Below are 20,001 nucleotides of genomic sequence, written 5' to 3'. Positions count from 1 at the left end.
AGCGAGATTGTCGACCCAAATTACCTTTTTAGGCATAGGCTTGATGGGGGACCCGATGGCCCGTCGTCTGCTGGCTGCCGGCCACGCGGTGACCGTCTGGAATCGCACCGCCGCCAAGGCTGAGGCACTGGCTGGCGCCGGCGCGCATGCGGTGTCGGATTTGCAAGATGCGGTGCGCGGCGCACACATTGTCATCTCCATGCTGGAGGCGGGCCCGACCGTGGACGGGGTGCTGCGCGCAGCATTGCCGGGGCTGGCGCAGAACGCGCTGTGGATCGACATGAGCTCGACACAGCAGGCCGAGGCGCAGGCTTTTCACGCCCAATTAACCGCCCAGGGACGGCGCTTCATCGACGCGCCGGTATCCGGCGGCGTTGGTGGTGCGGCCGCCGGCACGCTGGCGATCATGGCCGGTGGCGCAGCAGAGGACTTTGCCGAGGCCGAGCCGGTGCTGGCCGCCATGGGCCGCGCCACGCTGGTGGGACCGGCTGGCGCCGGGCAGGTGGCCAAGCTGTGCAACCAGCTGATTGTTGGTGCGACGATCAATATTGTCGCGGAAGCCATTTTGCTTGCGCAGGCGGCCGGCGCGGATCCGGCGGCGATGCGTGCCGCCATCCGCGGCGGCTTCGCCGAGTCGAAGATATTGGATGTGCACGGCCAGCGCATGCTGGAGCGGAATTTCGTCGCCGGCGGCAAGGTGAGTACGCAACTGAAGGATCAGCGCAACATCCTGGCGGCGGCGGAAGCGGCCGGTATCGTGCTGCCGCTGACGGAGCTGGTGACGGCGCGCTACCTGACGCTGTCGAAGACCATTCCGCAAGCCGATCACTCGGCCGCGCTGATCGGGCTGGAGCAGTTGAATCCGGGCCAGCGCGTCGGCGACGCCCCGGATAAATTAAGCTAAGGGCAGGCTGGCCTCGACCAGCTTGACCCAGAAGCTGGCGCCGATCGGCAGCAGGTTGTCGTTGAAGTCGTAGCTGCCGTTGTGTAGCACGCACGGGCCGAGGCCGTGGCCGCCGTCGCGGTGGTCGCCTTCACCGTTGCCGATGAAGATGTAGCAGCCCGGCCGCGCCTGCAGGAAGTAGGAGAAGTCTTCCGCCGCCATCGACGGTTCGGTCTTGTCGTCGACCTTGTCGGCGCCGACCACCGCCTTCATCACCTCCACCGCAAAGCGCGTGGCTTCCGGATGGTTGACCAGCGGCGGGTAGTTGCGGCGGAACTTGAACTCCACTTCCGCGCCGAATGCGGCGGCCGTGTTGACGGCCACTTCTTCCATCTGCTTCTCGATCATGTCCAGCACCGACGCGGACAGCGTGCGCACGGTGCCGGCCAGCTTGGCTTCGTCCGGGATGACATTGGTGGCGGTGCCGGCGTGGAACTGCGTCAGCGACAGCACGGCGGTGTCGATCGGATTGGTGCGGCGGCTGATGATGGTCTGCCAGCTCTGCGCGATCTGCATGCCGATGATCACCGGGTCGACGCACTTGTGCGGTTGCGCCGCGTGGCCGCCCTTGCCCTTCACCGTCAGATAGAACTCGTTACTGGACGCCATCAGCGGGCCAGGCCGCACGCTCATGTGGCCCGACGGGATCCCCGGCCAGTTGTGCATGCCGTAGATGCTGTCCATCGGGCATTGCTCGAACAGGCCGTCCTCGATCATGCGCCTGGCGCCGGCGCCGCCTTCTTCGGCCGGCTGGAAAACGAGATAAACAGTTCCGTCGAAGTTGCGGTGTTCGGCCAGGTGCTTGGCGGCGCCGAGCAGCATGGCGGTGTGGCCGTCATGACCGCAGGCGTGCATCTTGCCGGGGTGGCGCGAGGCGTGGGCGAAGGTATTCACTTCCTGCATCGGCAGCGCATCCATGTCGGCGCGCAGGCCGATGGCGCGCTCCGAGGTGCCGTTTTTGATGACGCCGACCACGCCGGTGATGCCCAGGCCGCGAATCACCGGGATGCCCCATTCGGTCAGCTTGGCGGCCACCACGTCGGCCGTGCGTTGTTCTTCGTAGCAGAGTTCCGGATGGGCGTGCAGGTCGCGCCGTATTTCCTGAATTTCGGATTGAAATGCAATGATGGGATCTACCAGTTTCATGCTGCTTCTCCAATATTCGTGTCGCTTGCTTTTTAAGCATCGAGAACAGCCATTGTAGCCCTTGTCTACGGACTTAAGCCAGAGCGGGCGCAATGGTTTACGATACTGTTTTCCGCATCAGCTTTTTTGGATTTCCGACATGACTACCACACAAGTCCGCGCAGCCTGCCCGCTCGACTGCCCCGACACCTGCGCGCTGCTGGTGACGGTGGAAGACGGCGTCGCCACCGCGGTCAAGGGCGATCCCGACCATCCCACCACGGCCGGGGTGCTATGCACCAAAGTGTCGCGCTACACCGAGCGCACCTATCACGACGACCGCTTGCTGCATCCGCTCAAGCGCGTCGGCAAGAAGGGCGAGGGCAAGTTCGAGCGGATTAGCTGGGACGAGGCGCTGGCGACCATCGCGGCAAAACTCAAGCCCATCGCCGAGCGCGCGCCGGAAGCCATCCTGCCATACAGCTATTGCGGCACCATGGGGCTGATCCAGGGCGAGTCGATGTCGTCGCGCTTCTTCAACAAGATCGGCGCGTCGCTGCTGGACCGCACGATCTGCGCGATGGCCGGCGCCACCGGCTACAAGTACACAATCGGCGGCTCGGTCGGCACCGACATGGAGCAGTTTCAGCATTCCAAGCTGCTGATCATCTGGGGCGGTAATCCGATCGCCTCCAACCTGCACTTCTGGACCCGCGCGCAGGAAGCCAAGCGGCACGGCGCCAAGCTTATCGCCATCGATCCTTACCGCTCGCTGACGGCCGAGAAGTGCCATCAGCATATCGCGCTGTTGCCGGGCACCGACTCGGCGCTGGCACTGGGCCTGATGCATGTGCTGATCAAGGAAGACCTGCTGGACCACGACTACATCGAACAGTACACGCTGGGCTTTGCAGAACTGAAGCAGCGCGCCGCCGAATGGACGCCGGAACGCACCGCGCAAACCTGCGGCATCACGGTGGAAGAAGTGGTCGATCTGGCGCGCCTGTACGGCAGCATGGCGAAGGCCGGTGAGCCGGTGGCGATCCGCACCAACTACGGCGTGCAGCGCGTGCACGGCGGCGGCATGGCGGTGCGGAATATCGCCTGCCTGCCTGCGCTGGTGGGGGCGTGGCGCCATGCGGCCGGCGGCGTGCAGCTGTCGTCCAGCGGCTCCTTCCCGACCAACAAGGCCAAGCTGCAGCGCACCGATTTGCTGAAGAAGATCCCACGCACCATCAACATGACCACCATCGGCGATGACCTGCTGCGGCCTGCGTCGGCGGCGTTCGGACCGGCTGTGGAGGCGGTCATCGTCTACAACTCCAATCCGCTGGCGGTGGCGCCGGATTCGGACAAGGTGATGCGCGGCTTCCTGCGCGAGGACCTGTTCACGGTGGTGCTGGAGCAGTTCCAGACCGACACCGCCGACTACGCCGACATCGTGCTGCCGGCCACCACGCAGCTGGAGCATATCGACGCGCACACGTCCTACGGCCACCTGTACATGATGGCGAATAACGCCGCCATTGCGCCGCTGGGCGAGGCCAAGCCGAACACGGAAATCTTCCGCCTGCTGGCGGCGAAGATGGGCTTTGACGACGACTGCTTCAAGGACAGCGACGACCAGCTGGCCGCCATCGCCTTCAACGCGCAGGACGCGCGCGCGCTGGGCTTCGACTGGGACGCCTTGAAGCAGAAGGGCTGGCAGAAACTCAATATGCCGGATGCGCCGTTTGCGCAAGGCGGTTTCCCTACGCCGTCCGGCAAGTGCGAGTTCTATTCCGCGCAGATGGAGAAGGATGGTCTCGATCCGCTGCCGGCGTATGTGGCGCCGTATGAATCGGTGGCCAGCAATCCGGAACTGGCGGCGCGCTATCCGCTGGCGATGATCTCGCCGCCGGCGCGCAACTTCCTCAACTCCACCTTCGTCAACGTCAAGAGCCTGCGTTCGGCGGAGGGCGAGCCGCATCTGGATATCCATCCCGACGACGGCGCCGCGCGCGGCATCGCGCACGGCGACATGGTGCGCATCTTCAACGACCGCGGCTCCTTTGTCTGCAAGGCGCGCTTGACGGACAAGGCACGTGCCGGCCTGGTTGTCGGCTTGTCAGTGTGGTGGAAAAAGCTAGCCACGGATGGTAAAAACGCCAATGAGGTTACCAGCCAACAGTTGACGGATATGGGCCGCGCGCCGACGTTTTACGATACACTGGTTCAAGTCGAGAGAGTCTCCGCTTGAAGGTAATGTATGCGCAATATTGCCCGCCGAATGCTCCGCGCCAGGTACTGGCTGGTGCCGGCGTGCGTGGCCGCGATGCTGGCCGGTTGCGCGCAATTCAAGTACTACATGCAGGCCGCCCAAGGCCAGTATTCCTTATGGTCGGACGCGCGGCCGATTGATGACTGGCTGGGCGATCCCAGCACCGATCCGCAGCTGAAGGCACGCCTCGAGAAGGCGCTGTTGATCCGCAAATTCGCGGTCAAGGAACTGGGCCTTCCGGACAACGCCAGCTACAAGAACTACGCCGCGCTGTCGCGCCCCTTTGTGCTTTGGAATGTGGTGGCGACGCCGGAATTGTCGCTGCGGCCCATCCAATGGTGCTTCCCGATTGCGGGCTGCGTCAGTTATCGCGGCTACTACAGCAAGGACGACGCGATGGCCTATGCCGACGAGCTGCGTAAGGAGGGCAACGACGTGCAGGTCGGCGGCGTGCCGGCCTATTCCACGCTGGGCTGGTTCAGCGATCCGCTGCTGTCGACCTTCATCAATTACTCCGACGCCGAGCTGGCGCGCATGGTGTTCCACGAACTGGCGCACCAGGTGGTGTACGTGCCGGGCGATACCCAGTTCAACGAAAGCTTCGCAACGGCGGTCGAGGAGGCCGGCGTGGCGCGCTGGCTGGAACTGTATGGCACCGATCCGATGCGCGACGCCTACACGCGCTACAACGCGCGCCGCCAGGACTTCCTGGCGCTGCTGGTGCAGCACCGCAAAATGCTGGCCGACCTGTACGCCGGCAAAACCAGCACCCGCCACAAGCGGGCCGAGAAGGCCCGCATCTTCGCCCACCTCAAGTCCGACTACCTGAAGCTCAAGGAAAGCTGGGGCGGCTATGCCGGCTATGACCGCTGGTTTGCCGAGCCGCTGACCAACGCCCACCTGTCTTCGGTGGGGACTTACCACGATTATCTCCCCGCCTTCCGGGCCTTGTTAACGCAGGAACGAACGTTCGTGCGTTTTTATGGTGCGGTGCAAAAGATGGCGGCACTTGACGTAGTTCAACGCCGACAGCAGTTGGACCTCTTGGGCCGCCCGGCGATGCTCAATGCGGAGGGCGTCAAAGAGCCTCCGACCAGTGCCGAAGGTGCGCATTGATGTTGCGTTGCATCATGAAAAGCCGTTAGAACCTCCGTTCTAATTATGGTTAAATGCGCTTGCGTACGGGCTTGGTGCCCGATAGCATCGCATCATCAGCAAGCTCCCCTTACAACGATAAATATTCGAGACAGAGGCACAGGATGGAGAAAATCTGGTTGAAATCGTATCCGCCGGGCATGCAGACCGAGGTCGATACGAGTCAGTACCGTTCGCTGGTGCAATTGCTGGAAGAGTCTTTCCACAAGTTTGCCGACCGCAACGCTTATGTCTGCATGGACAAGTTTCTCACCTATGCCGAAGTCGATACGTACTCGAAACGCCTCGGCGCCTGGCTGCAAAGCCGTGGCCTGAAGCCGGGCACGCGGGTGGCCATCATGATGCCGAACGTGCTGCAGTATCCGATCGCGATTGCGGCGATCCTGCGCGCCGGCTACACGGTGGTCAACATCAATCCGCTGTACACGCCGCGCGAGCTGGAGCACCAGCTGAACGACTCCGGCGCGGAAGCCATCATCATCCTGGAGAACTTTGCCACCACGCTGGAACAGGTGCTGGGCAAGACCCAGGTCAAGCATATCGTGGTGGCCAGCATGGGCGAGATGCTGGGCGGCGTGAAGGGCTTGCTGGTGAATTTTGTGGTGCGCAACGTCAAGAAGATGGTGCCGGCGTTTTCGCTGCCCAACGCCGTGCGCTTCAAGGATGCGCTGTCACAGGGCGGCAGCATGAAGCTGACGCCGGTCGAACGCCAGTACAACGATCCGGCGTTCCTGCAGTACACCGGCGGCACCACCGGCGTGTCGAAAGGCGCGACGCTGACGCACCAGAATATCGTCGCCAACCTGCTGCAGAGCGAGGCGTGGTCGGAGCCGGCGCTGGGCGGTTCGGACGAGCAGGTGACCATCGTCTGTGCGCTGCCGCTGTACCATATCTTCGCGCTGACTTGCTGCGCGATGTGGGGCACGCGGGTCGGTGCGCTGAATATCCTGGTGCCGAATCCGCGCGACATCGGCGGCTTCATCAAGGAACTGGCCAAGTACAAGTTCAACATGCTGCCGGCCGTGAACACGCTGTACAACGCGCTGCTGAACCATCCGGATTTCGCCCATCTGGATTTCTCGGCGCTGAAGATCTGCAACGGCGGCGGCATGGCGGTGCAGCAGGCCGTCAACGACCGCTGGCTGAAAGCAACCGGCGTGTCCATCATCGAGGGTTACGGCTTGTCCGAGACCTCGCCGGTGGCCACCTGCAACCGCGCCGACAGCAAGGAATTCACGGCCACCATCGGCCTGCCGGTGCCGTCGACCGACATCGCCATCCTGGATGACGACGGCCAGGAAGTGCCGCTGGGCACCGCCGGCGAGATCGCGATTCGCGGCCCGCAGGTGATGTCCGGCTACTGGAACCGTCCGGACGAAACCGCCAAGGTGATGACGCCGGACGGCTTCTTTAAATCCGGCGACGTCGGCGTGATGGATGAGCACGGTTTCGTTAAAATCGTGGACCGCAAGAAGGACATGATCCTGGTGTCCGGCTTTAACGTCTACCCGAACGAGCTGGAAGGTGTGATTGCCGCCCATCCGGGCGTGCTGGAGTGCGCGGCGATCGGCGTGCCGGACGAGCATTCGGGCGAGGCCGTCAAGGTATTCGTGGTGCGCAAGGACCCGAACCTGACGCAAGAGCAGTTGATGGCCTACTGCAAAGAACAATTTACCGGCTATAAAAAGCCGAAATACATTGAGTTCCGCGAGGAGCTACCCAAAACCAATGTCGGGAAGATTCTGCGTCGCATGTTGCGCGACGAAGTCCCCGGCGAGAAGAAAAAGGCTGCATAAAGATGGATAAGATTTGGCTGAAGTCGTACCCGGAAGGCGTACCGGCGGAGATCGACAGCACCCAGTTCCGCTCGGTGACCCACCTGATGGAGGAATCCTTCCGTAAGTACGCGGATCGCAATGCTTTCGTGTGCATGGATAAATTCCTGACCTACGGCGAGCTGGATCACCTGTCGCAAAAAGTCGGCGCCTGGCTGCAAGCCAAGGGACTGCAACCGGGCGCGCGCGTGGCCGTCATGCTGCCGAACGTGCTGCAATATCCGGTCATCATGGCCGGCATCCTGCGCGCCGGCTACACCGTGGTCAACGTCAACCCGCTGTACACGCCGCGCGAGTTGCAGCACCAGCTGACCGACTCGGGCGCCGAAGCCATCTTCGTGCTGGAAAACTTTGCCACCACGGTGCAGCAGGTGGTGGCGCAGACCGCCGTCAAGCATGTGGTGGTGGCCACCATGGGCGACCTGCTGGGCGGGCTGAAAGGCTTCATCGTCAACTTCGTGGTGCGCAATGTGAAGAAGATGGTGCCGGCGTTTTCGCTGCCTGGTTCGGTGTCGTTCAAGCAGGTGCTGTCGGAAGGTTCGGGCAAGACGCTGACGCCGGCCAAGCAGGGCCATGACGACATCGCTTTCCTGCAATACACCGGCGGCACCACGGGCGTGTCGAAAGGCGCGATCCTGCTGCACCGGAATATCATCGCCAACGTGTTGCAGAATGAAGCCTGGCTGCAGATGAAGGCCGGCGGCGAGCCGATGGTGTTTGTGGCTGCGCTGCCGCTGTACCACATCTACTCGCTGACGGTCAGCGCCTTCATGAGCATCCGCACCGGCGGCTTGAGCCTGCTGATTCCGAATCCGCGCGACATTCCGGGCTTTATCAAGGAACTGGCCAAGTACAAGGTCACCGTGCTGCCGGCGGTGAACACGCTGTACAACGCGCTGCTCAACAATGCCGATTTCGCCAAGCTGGACTTCTCGTCCTACAAGCTGTGCAACGGCGGCGGCATGGCGGTGCAGAAGGGCGTGGCCGAACGCTGGCTGAAGGTGACCGGCACGCCGATCATCGAAGGTTATGGCTTGTCCGAGACCTCGCCGGTGGCCACGGCCAACCGCATCGACATCAAGGAATTCACCGGCACCATCGGCCTGCCGATTCCATCGACCGAAGTGGCGATCCTCGACGACGACGGCAATCCGCTGCCGCTGGGCTCGACCGGCGAGATCGCGATTCGCGGTCCGCAGGTCATGGCCGGCTACTGGAACCGCCCGGACGAAACCGCCAAGTCGATGACGGCCGATGGCTTCTTCAAGACCGGCGACGTCGGCATCATGGATGAAAAGGGCTACACCAAGATCGTCGACCGCAAGAAGGACATGATCATCGTGTCTGGCTTCAACGTCTATCCGAACGAGGTGGAAGAGGTGGTGGCCTCGCATCCGGGCGTGCTGGAAGTGGCGTGCATCGGCGTGCCGGACAAAAATTCGGGCGAGGCTGTGAAGCTGTTCGTGGTGCGCAAGGATCCGAACCTGACGGCCGAGCAGATCCTCGACTATTGCAAGCACGAGCTGACCGCGTACAAGAAACCGAAGTACATCGAGTTCCGCGATGAGCTGCCGAAGACCAATGTCGGCAAAATCCTGCGCCGCCAGCTGCGGGATGAGAAAACCGAAAAGACCGCCGCCTGATCCCCCGTCATCCCGGCGCAGGCCGGGATCCATAGAACGTTTCCAGTATTAGCTCAGCATGGGTCCCGGCTTTCGCCGGGACGACGGTCAGGTTGTGTGCAGGCCGGGTTGGCCGTTGCGGACCACGAAGCCGGCGGCGCGGGCGATCGGGGTGGCGCTGTTGTGTACGTCGTCCAGCGCCAGGAAGTGGGCGCTGGTGTCGGCCGGCGTGACGGTCAGCAGCATGTAGCCGCGCTTGTCGCTGCGGCCGTATTTGATCGCCGGATTCATTCGTACGAAGTCGTCGGTGCGCGCTTGCGAACGTGACGGCGAGGTGATCGAGGTGCCGCAGAATTCCGTCGCCACCAGCGGATTGCCGGCACTGCGCGGCCGGGAGGGATTGCGCGCCAGCTCGCTGGCGAAGAAGCTGTGCACGTCGCCCGACAGCACCAGCGGATTGCTGGCGCGGTTGGTGTGCAGCGTGTCCATCAGGCGCTGGCGCGCCACCGGATAGCCGTCCCAGCCATCGGTCCAGAAGCGGCCGTCGCCTTCCTTGATAATCGGCAGCTGGCTGTTTTGCGCCATCAGCGTTTGCTGGGCCAGGATGTTCCAGCGCGCCGGCGAGGACGCGAGTCCCTGCGCCAGCCATTGTTCCTGTTCCTTGCCCAGCATGCTGCGGCTGCGGTCCAGCAACGCCGGGCAGTCGCGCAGCAGCACCGAGCTGGAACCGCCGCGCCCCTTGGGCGGACAGGCATGGTAGGCGCGGTACTGGCGGTCGTCCAGTACGTGGAAGCGCGCCAGCTTGCCCCAGTCGTAGCGCTGGTACATGCGCAGGTTGGCGAAGTCTTTCGGCGCAACGCGCAGCGGCATGTGTTCGTAGAAGGCTTGATACGCGGCGGCACGGCGGTCGATGAAGCGCGGGTCGAGGCGTTCGTCGCGATCGTTGCCGTAATCGTTGGCGACTTCGTGATCGTCCCAGGTGACGATCCATGGCGCGGCGTGGTGTGCAGCCTGCAGGTCGGGATCCGATTTGTACTGGGCGTAGCGGGCGCGGTAGTCGGCCAGCGTGAAGCTTTCCGAGACCCGTACGGCGGCTTTTGGGTGCTGGCGCTGGTATGGCCCCCACTCGTAGATGTAATCGCCCAGGAAGGCCACCAGGTCGGGCGCTGCGGCGGCGATGTGGCGATGGGCGGCGTAGGTGCCGAATTCCCAGTGCTGGCAGGAGGCCACCGCCAGTTTTAGCGTGGACGGCATGGCGCCGGCGGCCGGTGCGGTGCGGGTGCGTCCGGTCGGACTGACGGCGTCGCCCAGCATGAAGCGGTACCAGTACCAGCGGTCCGGTTGCAGGCCGGTGACGTCGACGTGGACGCTGTGTGCCAGCTCGGGCGGCGCGCTGGCTGTGCCCTTGGCGACGATGCGGCGGAAGTGTTCGTCCTCCGCCATCTCCCAGCGCACGCTGAAGGCCAGCGCCGGCATGGCGGCGGCGTTGAGTGGGTCATGCAGGATGCGGGTCCAGATGATGACGGCGTTGGTCAACGGCGAACCCGAAGCCACGCCCAGCGAGAATGGATACCCCGCAAACCGCAAGCCGGGGTCAGACCCCGTGCGGGGTCTGACCCCCTCTGGCTGTGCGGGTTGTGCGGTGCCAAGCGCCGCCAGGGCGCCAAGGAAGATGCGGCGTTGGTGATCCATGCGCCGCTTATGCTTATGGGTGAATCAGCGTTTCAATCGGCGGCACCTTGCGCGGCTTGCGGTCCGAGTCGGTCGCCACGTAGGTCAGCGTGGCTTCGGTGACTTTCACCGTGTCGGCCTGCAGGCGGTTGCGTTCCGCATACACTTCCACCTGCACGGTAATGGACGTATTGCCAACCTTGACAATATCAGCATAGAACGACAGCAGATCCCCTACGAACACCGGGTTCTTGAACACGAACGAATTCACCGCAATAGTCGCCACGCGGCCATTGGCGCGGCGGGTGGCCGGCAGCGAGCCGGCGATGTCCACCTGCGCCATGATCCAGCCGCCAAACACATCGCCGTAGACGTTGGCGTCGGACGGCGACGGCATCATGCGCAGTTCCGGCATCTTCCCGGCGGGCAGGCCGCGGTTGATGGTGGTGACGGCGATCGGGGCGGGTGTTTGGGGCGTGGTCATCTTAAAATCTCTTCAGGGGCTACAATGAACGGGAATTGAACCATAAAATGCCATTATCCGCCATGCGCCGTTACTCCGAATCCCCGCCAGCCACCGCCAGCAAGTCCGCTTCTTCCCGCAGCGATTTTTCCACCCTGAGAACCCTGCTGCCGTATTTATGGGTCTACAAATGGCGCGTGGCGCTGGCGCTGGGTTGCCTGGTCGGCGCCAAGCTGGCCAACGTCGGCGTGCCGGTGGTGATGAAGAAGCTGATCGATTCGCTGACCATCTCACCTTCCCATCCCCAAGCCTTGCTGGTGCTGCCGCTCGGTGCGCTGGTGGTGTACGGCATCCTGCGCGTGTCGACCACCGTGTTCACCGAGCTACGCGAGTTTCTTTTCGCGCGCGTCACGCAGCGCGCGGTGCGCACCATTGCGCTGCAAGTATTCCGCCATCTGCACGCCCTGTCACTGCGCTTCCACCTGAACCGCCAGACCGGCGGCATGACGCGCGATATCGAACGCGGCACGCGCGCGGTCGGTTCGCTGATTTCGTACACGCTGTTTAACATCCTGCCGACGCTAGTGGAAATCACACTGGTGCTGGGCTACCTGGTCACGCATTACGACATCTGGTTCTCGGTGATCACCTTTGTGGCGCTGGTGTCGTACATCACCTTCACCATCCTGATCACCAACTGGCGCACGCACTTCCGCCGCACCATGAACGAGATGGACTCGAAGGCCAACACCAAGGCCATTGATTCGCTGATCAACTACGAAACGGTGAAGTACTTCGGCAACGAGGAATACGAGGCGCGGCGCTACGACGAAGGCTTGCAGAGCTACGAAAGCGCGGCCGTCAAATCGCAGACGTCGCTGTCGCTGCTGAACACCGGCCAGTCGATGATTATCGCGGTCGCCGTCACGCTGATCCTGTGGCGCGCCACGGTCGGCGTCATCGACGGCAAGATGACGCTGGGCGATCTGGTGCTGGTCAATTCCTTCATGATCCAGCTGTATATTCCGTTGAACTTCCTCGGTGTGATTTACCGCGAGATCAAGCAAAGCCTGGCCGACATGGAGAAGCTGTTCTCGCTTCTGGACCAGAACCGCGAGATCGCCGATGCGGCCGACGCCAAGCCGCTGCTCACGCATGGCGCCGAGGTGCGCTTCAAGCATGTGGATTTCAGCTACGATCCTAACCGGCAGATCCTGTTCGACGTGGACTTCACCATCGCGCCGGGCACCACCACGGCGGTGGTAGGGCACAGCGGTTCCGGCAAGTCGACCTTATCGCGCCTGCTGTTCCGCTTTTACGAAGTCAACGCCGGCGGCATCACCATCGACGGTCAGGACTTGCGCGCGCTGACGCAGGACTCGGTGCGCCATGCGATCGGCATCGTGCCGCAGGATACGGTGCTGTTCAACGACACCATCGAATACAACATCGCTTACGGCAAGCCGGGCGCCACGCATGACGAAATTGTCGCCGTTGCGCGCGCTGCGTCGATCCACGATTTCATTGACAGCCTGCCGGACGGTTACAAGACCATGGTCGGTGAGCGCGGCCTGAAACTGTCAGGCGGCGAGAAGCAGCGCGTGGCGATTGCGCGCACGCTGCTGAAAAATCCCGCTGTACTGATCTTCGACGAAGCCACGTCGGCGCTGGACTCCAAGGCGGAGCAGGCGATCCAGGCGCAGTTGAAGGAAATCTCGCGTACCCGCACCACCATGGTGATCGCGCACCGCCTGTCCACCGTGGCCGATGCGCAGCAGATCATCGTGCTGGATCATGGCCGCATCGTCGAACGCGGCACGCATCAATCACTGCTGGCGGCAAACGGGCTATATACTCAAATGTGGGAACGCCAGCAGGCCAAGGCGGATGAGGAAGAAGTTTTAAACTAAGGAGCTAATCGATGAAGTCTCGTTTTGTGCTGGGTGCTGTATCTGCAATGCTGGCGTGCGTGCAAAGTGCTTATGCTGTTCAAGCCGCCGATCCGACGGAACCGCAGTTCCGCGCCCTGTACAAGGAGCTGGTCGAGACCAATACTACGTTGTCTGCCGGTAGCTGCACGCTGGCCGCCGAGCGCATCGCAGCACGGTTGAAGACGGCGGGTTTCCCGGATGCGGATCTGCATCTGTATGCCGATCCTGCACATCCGAAGGAGGGCGGTCTGGTGGCGATTCTGCCGGGCCGCGATCCGAAAGCGAAAGCGATCCTGCTGCTGGCGCACATCGACGTGGTGGAAGCCAAGCGCGAAGACTGGGTACGCGATCCGTTCACGCTGGTGGAAGAAGACGGCAAGTTCTACGCGCGCGGCGCGCTGGACGACAAGGCGCAGGCGGCCATCTGGGCCGATTCGCTGGTACGCTTCAAGCAGGAAGGGTACAAGCCACGCCACACGCTGAAGATGGCGCTGACCTGCGGCGAAGAGACAGCCGGCGCTTTCAACGGCGCCGAGTGGCTGACCAAGAATCGCCGTGAGCTGATCGACGCGGCCTACGCGCTGAACGAAGGTGCGGGCGGCGAACTGAATGCGGCCGGCAAGCGCGTGTCGATGACGGTGCAGGCGGGCGAGAAGGTGGCGCAGAACTATCGGCTGGAAGTGATCAACCGCGGCGGCCACAGTTCGCGTCCGGTCAAGGACAACGCCATCTATCATCTGGCCGGCGCGCTGGAGAAAATCCAGGGCTATGAATTCCCGATCCAGCTGACCGACGGCAGTAAGGGCTATCTGAATGCGATGGCGAAGATCGAGCTGGCCGCTGGTCATAAAGAAGTGGCCGATGCGATGCTGACGGTGGCGAAAAATCCCAGCGATGAAAAAGCCGTGTCCACGGTGTCCAACGCTAGCCCAAGCTGGGGCGCGATGCTGCATACCACCTGCGTGGCCACCATGTTGGACGCAGGTCACGCCACCAACGCGCTGCCGCAACGCGCACGCGCCAACATCAACTGCCGCATCTTCCCCGGCGTGACGCAGGAGACGGTGCGCCAGGCGCTGGTGAAGGCCATCGACGATCCGGCAGTGAAGGTGGAGACGCTGGAGATCCGTGGCGAGAACTCGCCGCCGCCGGCGCTGACGCGCGCCATCATGGAGCCGGTGGAGAAGATGACCGCGAAGCTGTGGCCTGGTGTGCCGGTGATGCCGATCCTGCAGTCCGGCGCCACCGATGGCCAGTTCCTCAACGCCGCAGGCATTCCCACCTACGGCATTAGCGGCATTTTCCTAACGCCGGACCTGGGTAACATCCACGGCCTGAATGAGTACATCGGCGTGCAATCACTGATGGAAGGCCGCGTATTCCTGCACGAACTGGTGAAGGTCTACGCGGAGCAGAACTAAGCCAGCGCGCGGTACTTGAAGTCGCGCAGCTTCACCACGCCTGTGCCGGCGCTGTAGATGCCCGGTTGAAGGCTGGCGAAGCCGCCGAATACGTTGTGGTGCAAGCCGGAGACTTCCATCTGCCACGGATGCTGCACCCACTGCTTGCCGTCCAGCGAGTAGTGGAAGGTAACGATGTGGCGGTCGTTCCTCATGCGGATATGGACGGTGGAGACGTCCATTTTCTCGCGCATCCAGCTTTGCTCCTGCGAGTGGGCGAAGGTTTTCATCTGCGTCGGCGTGAAACCGATGCCGACGTAGGCGCGTTCGCTGTAGTGCAGTAGCAGTCCCCCTTCCGCATCGGCGCCGATCTCCATGGTGATGGTGGCTTCGTAGGCGCGGTCGCCGGCGATAAAGGTCAGCGGCGACGCGTCGACCGGCGATGTGCCTTTGCCCTGGATGGCCAGCGTGCCAGGGGTGTGCTGCACGCGTTTCATTTCATCCGGCCCCGGATTGAAGAAGCTCCACTGCACGCCGAAGCGCGTGGTCTGGAAATCGTCGGACTTGGCGAAGTTGTGCGGGACCGCCTTGCCTTTCTTCGGCGTTGGCAGTGGCTTGGACAGGTCGCCGCCTTTGGCTTTGAACCAGCCGTCCCTGGTCCATTCAATCGGTTCGAGCAGGCATTGGCGGCCCAGGGTGCGGTAGCCATTTTCGTAGCCATGGTAGACCAACCACCAGTCGCCGGCCGGGCCTTCTACCAATGACGCATGGCCGCGCGACCACCATTTCTCTTCGGCGCTTCTGGTGCGTACCAGCGGGTTGCTCGGGTGGTTTTCCCACGGGCCGTGGATGGAGCGGGAGCGGGCGGCGATCACCATGTGGCTGGTCGGTGGGCCGGAGGTGCCGCCGACCGCCATCACGAGGTAGAACCATTCGCCGCGCCGGAGCAGTTTCGGGCCTTCGGGCGCGAACATTTCCACTACCCAGTCTTGCTGGTAGCGCCAGGGTTCGTAGACTTTTTCCAGCTTGCCGATGGTGGCCAGGCCGTCGTCGGTGAGGCCGATGCGGCGCACGCCATTGACGAACAGGTAGCGCTTGCCGTCTTCGCCGACGGCGTGGCCTGGATCGATGGCCCCTTCGATTTTCAGGTCGATCGGATCGCTCCACGGGCCTTTGATGTTGTCGGCCCAGATCACGTAGATGCTGCTGCCGGCCGGGATGTAGATGAAGTAGCGGCCGTTGTGCTTGACCAGGTCCATGGCCCAGATGCTGCCGAGCGGTTGGGTCAACGCCGGGCCGATGGGCTGCCAGTTCACCAGATCCTGCGAGTGCCAGATGATGACGCCGGGGTAGGCCAGGAAGGAAGAAAACGTCATGTAGTAATCGTCGCCGTCCTTGAGGATGGTGGGATCGGGGTGGTCGCCGGCGAGGATCGGGTTGAGGAAGGTACCGTTGCCCAGATCAGCCTTGCGCTGGCCTTCGACGCCGCGTCCCCAGGTCGGCTCGGCAGCGGCGGTGGCCAGTTGTGGTGCCACGGCGGCGCCGGCCAGCAAAGTCTTGAGCGCGGTGCGCCGTGATGCGGTCATATCGTCTCCAGCATAATAAAATTATCGCTAGATGGTGCAGCAACCCTTGCGCCACCGCAATTACGAAAACCGCCAAGCCGGATAACGATTCCGCGCAAGGTGTACGATGGAGCCTCTCATTGGAGGCGACATGAAAGACTCGCTGTTACTGCTGTTGACTGGGATTGTGTGCGCGGCTGGCGCGTGGCTGTTCTTTCGGTACTTTGGCCAGGAAGCGTTTGGCATGCTGATGCTGCTTGGGCTGATCGGTGCTATCGCCGACAACGCCCGTCTGCGGCGCCGTTTGCGCGAGAGGGGGCCAAGCCGGAAGGCAAGCGCACTTGGCTGTGACAAAAAAAAGCCACCGCGAAGGTGGCTTTTTTGTTGAGGCTTACGCCAGCTCGGCGTTGGCCGGTTTCGGCGGGTCCATCTCGCCTTCCCACTTGGCGACGACGGCGGTAGCGATGCCGTTGCCGATGACGTTGGTCGCGGAGCGCGCCATGTCGAGGAAATGGTCAATGCCCAGCAGCAGCAGCATGCCGGCTTCCGGAATATTGAACTGGCCCAGCGTGGCGGCGATCACTACCAGCGAGGCGCGCGGCACGCCGGCCATGCCTTTCGAGGTCAGCATCAGCACCGCCATCATGGTCATCTGCTGGCCCAGCGACATTTCGATGCCATAGGCTTGCGCGATGAACACGGTGGCGAAGGTGCAGTACATCATCGAACCGTCCAGGTTGAACGAGTAGCCGATCGGCAGCACGAACGAGGCGATGCGGTTGCGCACGCCGAAACGCTCCAGGCCTTCCAGCGTCTTTGGATAGGCCGCTTCGCTCGATGCGGTCGAGAACGCCAGCAGCGCCGGGCTGCGCATCTCTTTCATCAGGTCGAAGACGCGGCCTTTCAGGAACAGGAAGCCGATGAAGATCAGCAAAGCCCACAGCAGCGCGATGCCGAAGTAGAACTCGGCCATGAACACGCCATAGGTTTGCAACACGCCCAGACCGCTCTTGGCGATGGTGCCGGCAACCGCCGCAAACACCGCGAACGGTGCAAATTTCATTACATAGCCGGTGACTTTGAGCATCACGTGGGCCACGCCGTCCAGCGCTTCGATCAGCACATTGGCTTTCGGGCCGACGGCCGCAGCGGCCGAACCGAAGAACAGCGAGAAGATCACGATCTGCAGGATTTCGTTCTTGGCCATGCCGTCAACGATCGAGGCCGGCACCAAGTGGGTGACGAAATCTTTCAGCGTCAGGCTAGAGGTGGCCAGGTCGGTCTTGGCGGCGGTGGCGGCCATGTGGCCCAGCAGCGCGTCGCCCGGACGGAACAGGTTGACCAGAATCAGGCCCAAGGTCAGCGACATCACCGAGGCGATGAAGAACCAGCCCAGCGTCTTGACGCCAACGCGGCCGACAGCGGTCGCATCGCCCATCTTGGCAATGCCGCATACCAGCGTGGAGAACACCAGCGGCGCGATAATCATCTTGATCAGGCGCAGGAACAGCGTGGTGATCAGCGCCATGGTGTCGGCAAAGCTGCCGCGGCTCGCTTCCACCAGATTGATGTTGGCGATGTAGCCGGTGATGATGCCTAGCGCCAGTCCGATCAGGATGTACGTGGTCAATCGGCTTTGTTTGTTCATATTGTTGGGTTTCCTGTGGTAGTGTCTCTCTTGGCCTGCGCAGCGTGCAGGTTGGCCGCCGCTGCGTTCTTTGTTAGCGTGGCGACAGCCGGTGGAGGGTGGGCCGGCTGCTGAAACTAATGGCAAGTTCCGCAGTATCCTTGCGGGCAGGGACGCTGTCAAGCGCGCAGCCGTCCTGCCCGTGGCCAGACCGAATAATCTATTTTCTTATGATCGAAATCAAAAACATCAGCAAGTGGTATGGGCAATTCCAGGTTTTGAAGGATTGCAGCACCAGGGTGGACAAGGGCGACGTGATGGTGATTTGCGGCCCGTCCGGCTCCGGCAAGTCCACCCTGATCAAGACGGTCAACGGGCTGGAGCCGGTGCAGCGGGGCCAGATTATTGTCGACGGCACCTCGGTGGTCGATAAAGCTACCGATTTGCCGGCGCTGCGGGCGCGGATCGGCATGGTATTCCAGAATTTTGAGTTGTTTCCCCATTTATCGGTGCGCGACAACCTGATGCTGGGCCAGGTCAAGGTGTTGGGCCGCAGCCAGGACGAGGCCACGGCGCGCGGCTTGCAGTACCTGGACCGGGTCGGCCTGCTGGCGCAGCAGGATAAATTCCCCGGCCAGTTGTCCGGCGGCCAGCAGCAGCGGGTGGCGATTGCGCGGGCGCTGTCGATGGACCCGATTGCGATGCTGTTTGACGAACCGACTTCGGCGCTGGACCCGGAAATGATCAACGAGGTGCTGGATGTGATGGTCGGCCTGGCGCAGGAGGGCATGACCATGATGGTGGTGACCCACGAAATGGGCTTCGCCCGCAAGGTGGCCAACCGCGTGGTGTTCATGGACCAGGGCGCGATTCTGGAAGATACGGCCAAGGACGAGTTCTTCCAGGCGCCCCGTACCGAGCGCGCGCGTGATTTCCTGGCCCGTATAATTCACTGATGAAAATTTCTTCTAAGAAATTAAGTGGCGCCATGCTGGCGCTGGGACTGCTGAGCGCGGCCCATGCGGCCGACAAAATCGCCGCCGACGTGGTGTTGACCAAGGCCACCCTGATCGATGTAGCGGGCGGTAAAACGGTGACCGGCAAATCGGTGGTGCTCAAGGGCGACACCATCCTGGCGGTGGTGGATGACCAACAATTGTCCAACTACGCTGCCGAAAAAACCATCAGCCTGCCGGGCAAGTATGTGATGCCCGGCCTGTGGGACACGCACGTGCACTTCGGCGGCGGCCCGGCCCTGATCGATGAGAACAAGCATTTGCTGCCGCTGTATCTGGCCTACGGCATCACCACCGTGCGCGATTGCTCGGGCGATTTGCCGGATACCGTGCTGCAATGGCGCGCGCAGATCAATGCGCGTCAGCTGGAAGGGCCGACCATCTTTACCTCCGGCGCCAAGCTGGAAGGCTACAAGCCGCTGTGGAAGGGCACGATTGAAGTCGGCACGCCGGAGGAAGTCAGCAAGGCGCTGGACAAGCTGCAAGGGCAGCAGGTGGACTTCGTCAAGATTACCGAAAACACGCTGAAGCCGGAGATGTATCTGGAAGCGCTGCGCCAGGCCAAGGCGCGCGGCATGCGCACCTCCGGCCACATTCCGGTGCAGCTGACGTTGGCGACGATGTTCGACGCCGGCCTGGGCACGGTGGAACATCAATCCTACCTGCTGCGCGCGGCCACGCCGAAGGAGCAGGAATTGACCGCGCAAGTGGCGGCGGGCACGCTGACCGGCCGTGAGGCGGTGAAGCAGAGCCTGGCCAGCTACGACGAAGCGACGGCGCGCTCGTCGTTCCGCTACATGGCGTCCAAGGGCACGGCGGTGGTGCCGACTTTGTCAGTGTCGCGCGTGGTGGCGTATCTGGACCGCGACGATCATACGCATGATGAGGCCTTGCAGTACATCGGCCACGGCCTGCGCGCTACCTACGAATGGCGCGTGCAGCGCGCAGCGCAGGACGACGCGGCGGCGATTGCGCAGCGCAAGGCGGTGTTCGAGAAATCGGCGGCGCTGCTGCCTATCCTGCAACAGGAAGGCGTCAGCATCATAGCCGGCACCGATGCGGGCTTTTTGAATTCCTACGATTATCCCGGGCAGGCGCTGCATGACGAAATTGGCCTGTATGTGAATTACGGCCTGACGCCGGTGCAGGCCTTGCAGACGGCGGTGATCAACGGCCCGCGCTTCCTCGGCAAGCAAGACCGCTACGGCGCGCTGGAAGCTGGCAAGGCGGCCGACGTGCTGGTGCTGGACGCCAATCCGCTGCAAGACATCGGCGCCACGCGCAAGATTCGCACCGTCATCAGCCACGGCAAGGTCTACGACCGCGCCCAGCTCGACAAGATCCTGGCCGACACCAAGGCCTGGGTCGCACAGACCAAGGTGGAATAG

The 20,001-nt window shown here is 62.7% G+C and carries 15 protein-coding genes; 10 read left to right on the top strand and 5 right to left on the bottom strand.

Annotation, left to right across the window (positions count from 1 at the left end):
• Window positions 1-55: 55 nt before the first annotated feature.
• Window positions 56-904, top strand: a complete 849-nt coding sequence (locus HH213_RS09240) for an NAD(P)-dependent oxidoreductase (RefSeq protein ID WP_229263365.1) — start codon at window positions 56-58, stop codon at window positions 902-904.
• On the opposite strand, the gene HH213_RS09235 is transcribed toward HH213_RS09240, so the two are convergent.
• A complete protein-coding gene (locus HH213_RS09235) occupies window positions 896-2,089 on the bottom strand; it encodes a M20 aminoacylase family protein (protein WP_169112069.1) in 1,194 nt (397 codons plus the stop codon). The genes HH213_RS09240 and HH213_RS09235 overlap by 9 nt on opposite strands.
• Window positions 2,090-2,228: 139 nt before the next feature.
• Between HH213_RS09235 and HH213_RS09230 the strand changes: the two genes are divergently transcribed.
• From HH213_RS09230 to HH213_RS09215, 4 genes are all read left to right on the top strand, one after another.
• Entirely contained in the window at window positions 2,229-4,307 is a 2,079-nt protein-coding gene (locus HH213_RS09230; protein ID WP_169112068.1) for a molybdopterin-containing oxidoreductase family protein, read from the top strand.
• A 9-nt stretch (window positions 4,308-4,316) separates the two neighbouring features.
• Window positions 4,317-5,444 carry an aminopeptidase gene (locus HH213_RS09225; RefSeq protein ID WP_169112067.1) on the top strand — a complete coding sequence of 376 codons (1,128 nt, stop codon included), beginning with the start codon at window positions 4,317-4,319 and terminating at the stop codon, window positions 5,442-5,444.
• A 143-nt stretch (window positions 5,445-5,587) separates the two neighbouring features.
• Window positions 5,588-7,279 (top strand): long-chain-fatty-acid--CoA ligase, encoded by a 1,692-nt coding sequence (locus HH213_RS09220; protein ID WP_110845585.1) that lies wholly within the window; start codon window positions 5,588-5,590, stop codon window positions 7,277-7,279.
• 2 nt (window positions 7,280-7,281) lie between these two features.
• Window positions 7,282-8,961: a long-chain-fatty-acid--CoA ligase gene (locus tag HH213_RS09215; protein WP_169112066.1), complete on the top strand. Its 1,680-nt coding sequence runs from the start codon at window positions 7,282-7,284 to the stop codon at window positions 8,959-8,961.
• A gap of 87 nt (window positions 8,962-9,048) precedes the next feature.
• Here the strand turns inward: HH213_RS09215 and HH213_RS09210 are convergent, their stop codons facing one another.
• Window positions 9,049-10,632 (bottom strand): alkaline phosphatase D family protein, encoded by a 1,584-nt coding sequence (locus HH213_RS09210; protein WP_169112065.1) that lies wholly within the window; start codon window positions 10,630-10,632, stop codon window positions 9,049-9,051.
• 13 nt (window positions 10,633-10,645) lie between these two features.
• Window positions 10,646-11,095, bottom strand: a complete 450-nt coding sequence (locus HH213_RS09205; protein WP_110845582.1) for an acyl-CoA thioesterase — start codon at window positions 11,093-11,095, stop codon at window positions 10,646-10,648.
• 62 nt (window positions 11,096-11,157) lie between these two features.
• Between HH213_RS09205 and HH213_RS09200 the strand changes: the two genes are divergently transcribed.
• Together HH213_RS09200 and HH213_RS09195 are read left to right on the top strand one after the other, a co-directional pair.
• A complete protein-coding gene (locus HH213_RS09200; protein ID WP_110845581.1) occupies window positions 11,158-12,984 on the top strand; it encodes an ABCB family ABC transporter ATP-binding protein/permease in 1,827 nt (608 codons plus the stop codon).
• Window positions 12,985-12,995: 11 nt separating this feature from the next.
• A complete protein-coding gene (locus HH213_RS09195; protein ID WP_169112064.1) occupies window positions 12,996-14,426 on the top strand; it encodes a M20/M25/M40 family metallo-hydrolase in 1,431 nt (476 codons plus the stop codon).
• Here the strand turns inward: HH213_RS09195 and HH213_RS09190 are convergent.
• Complete coding sequence (locus HH213_RS09190; protein WP_169112063.1) at window positions 14,423-15,991, bottom strand: family 43 glycosylhydrolase; 1,569 nt, start codon at window positions 15,989-15,991, stop codon at window positions 14,423-14,425. The two genes, HH213_RS09195 and HH213_RS09190, sit on opposite strands and share 4 nt — an antisense overlap.
• 130 nt (window positions 15,992-16,121) lie before the next feature.
• Between HH213_RS09190 and HH213_RS09185 the strand changes: the two genes are divergently transcribed.
• Entirely contained in the window at window positions 16,122-16,358 is a 237-nt protein-coding gene (locus tag HH213_RS09185) for a hypothetical protein (protein WP_229263364.1), read from the top strand.
• 3 nt (window positions 16,359-16,361) lie between these two features.
• Here the strand turns inward: HH213_RS09185 and HH213_RS09180 are convergent, their stop codons facing one another.
• Window positions 16,362-17,618 carry a dicarboxylate/amino acid:cation symporter gene (locus HH213_RS09180; protein WP_110845578.1) on the bottom strand — a complete coding sequence of 419 codons (1,257 nt, stop codon included), beginning with the start codon at window positions 17,616-17,618 and terminating at the stop codon, window positions 16,362-16,364.
• A 209-nt stretch (window positions 17,619-17,827) separates the two neighbouring features.
• On the opposite strand from HH213_RS09180, the gene HH213_RS09175 reads away from it, so the two are divergent.
• Window positions 17,828-18,553: an amino acid ABC transporter ATP-binding protein gene (locus tag HH213_RS09175; RefSeq protein WP_169112062.1), complete on the top strand. Its 726-nt coding sequence runs from the start codon at window positions 17,828-17,830 to the stop codon at window positions 18,551-18,553.
• Window positions 18,553-20,001: an amidohydrolase family protein gene (locus tag HH213_RS09170; protein WP_169112061.1), complete on the top strand. Its 1,449-nt coding sequence runs from the start codon at window positions 18,553-18,555 to the stop codon at window positions 19,999-20,001. The genes HH213_RS09175 and HH213_RS09170 overlap by 1 nt, the downstream gene beginning before the upstream one ends.

The sequence above is a fragment of the Duganella dendranthematis genome (assembly GCF_012849375.1).
GTDB classification, from domain to species: Bacteria; Pseudomonadota; Gammaproteobacteria; order Burkholderiales; family Burkholderiaceae_D; genus Rugamonas; species Rugamonas dendranthematis.
Note: the sequence above shows the minus strand (reverse complement) of the source record. Positions and strands in the feature narration are given on the sequence as shown.

Coding starts and splice junctions, on each gene's coding strand:
- HH213_RS09175 (WP_169112062.1), top strand. CDS start 17,828: ATGATCGAAATCAAAAACATCAGCAAGTGGTATGGGCAATTCCAGGTT.
- HH213_RS09180 (WP_110845578.1), bottom strand. CDS start 17,618: ATGAACAAACAAAGCCGATTGACCACGTACATCCTGATCGGACTGGCG.
- HH213_RS09200 (WP_110845581.1), top strand. CDS start 11,158: ATGCGCCGTTACTCCGAATCCCCGCCAGCCACCGCCAGCAAGTCCGCT.
- HH213_RS09185 (WP_229263364.1), top strand. CDS start 16,122: ATGAAAGACTCGCTGTTACTGCTGTTGACTGGGATTGTGTGCGCGGCT.
- HH213_RS09190 (WP_169112063.1), bottom strand. CDS start 15,991: ATGACCGCATCACGGCGCACCGCGCTCAAGACTTTGCTGGCCGGCGCC.
- HH213_RS09225 (WP_169112067.1), top strand. CDS start 4,317: ATGCGCAATATTGCCCGCCGAATGCTCCGCGCCAGGTACTGGCTGGTG.
- HH213_RS09220 (WP_110845585.1), top strand. CDS start 5,588: ATGGAGAAAATCTGGTTGAAATCGTATCCGCCGGGCATGCAGACCGAG.
- HH213_RS09195 (WP_169112064.1), top strand. CDS start 12,996: ATGAAGTCTCGTTTTGTGCTGGGTGCTGTATCTGCAATGCTGGCGTGC.
- HH213_RS09210 (WP_169112065.1), bottom strand. CDS start 10,632: ATGGATCACCAACGCCGCATCTTCCTTGGCGCCCTGGCGGCGCTTGGC.
- HH213_RS09170 (WP_169112061.1), top strand. CDS start 18,553: ATGAAAATTTCTTCTAAGAAATTAAGTGGCGCCATGCTGGCGCTGGGA.
- HH213_RS09215 (WP_169112066.1), top strand. CDS start 7,282: ATGGATAAGATTTGGCTGAAGTCGTACCCGGAAGGCGTACCGGCGGAG.
- HH213_RS09240 (WP_229263365.1), top strand. CDS start 56: ATGGCCCGTCGTCTGCTGGCTGCCGGCCACGCGGTGACCGTCTGGAAT.
- HH213_RS09235 (WP_169112069.1), bottom strand. CDS start 2,089: ATGAAACTGGTAGATCCCATCATTGCATTTCAATCCGAAATTCAGGAA.
- HH213_RS09205 (WP_110845582.1), bottom strand. CDS start 11,095: ATGACCACGCCCCAAACACCCGCCCCGATCGCCGTCACCACCATCAAC.
- HH213_RS09230 (WP_169112068.1), top strand. CDS start 2,229: ATGACTACCACACAAGTCCGCGCAGCCTGCCCGCTCGACTGCCCCGAC.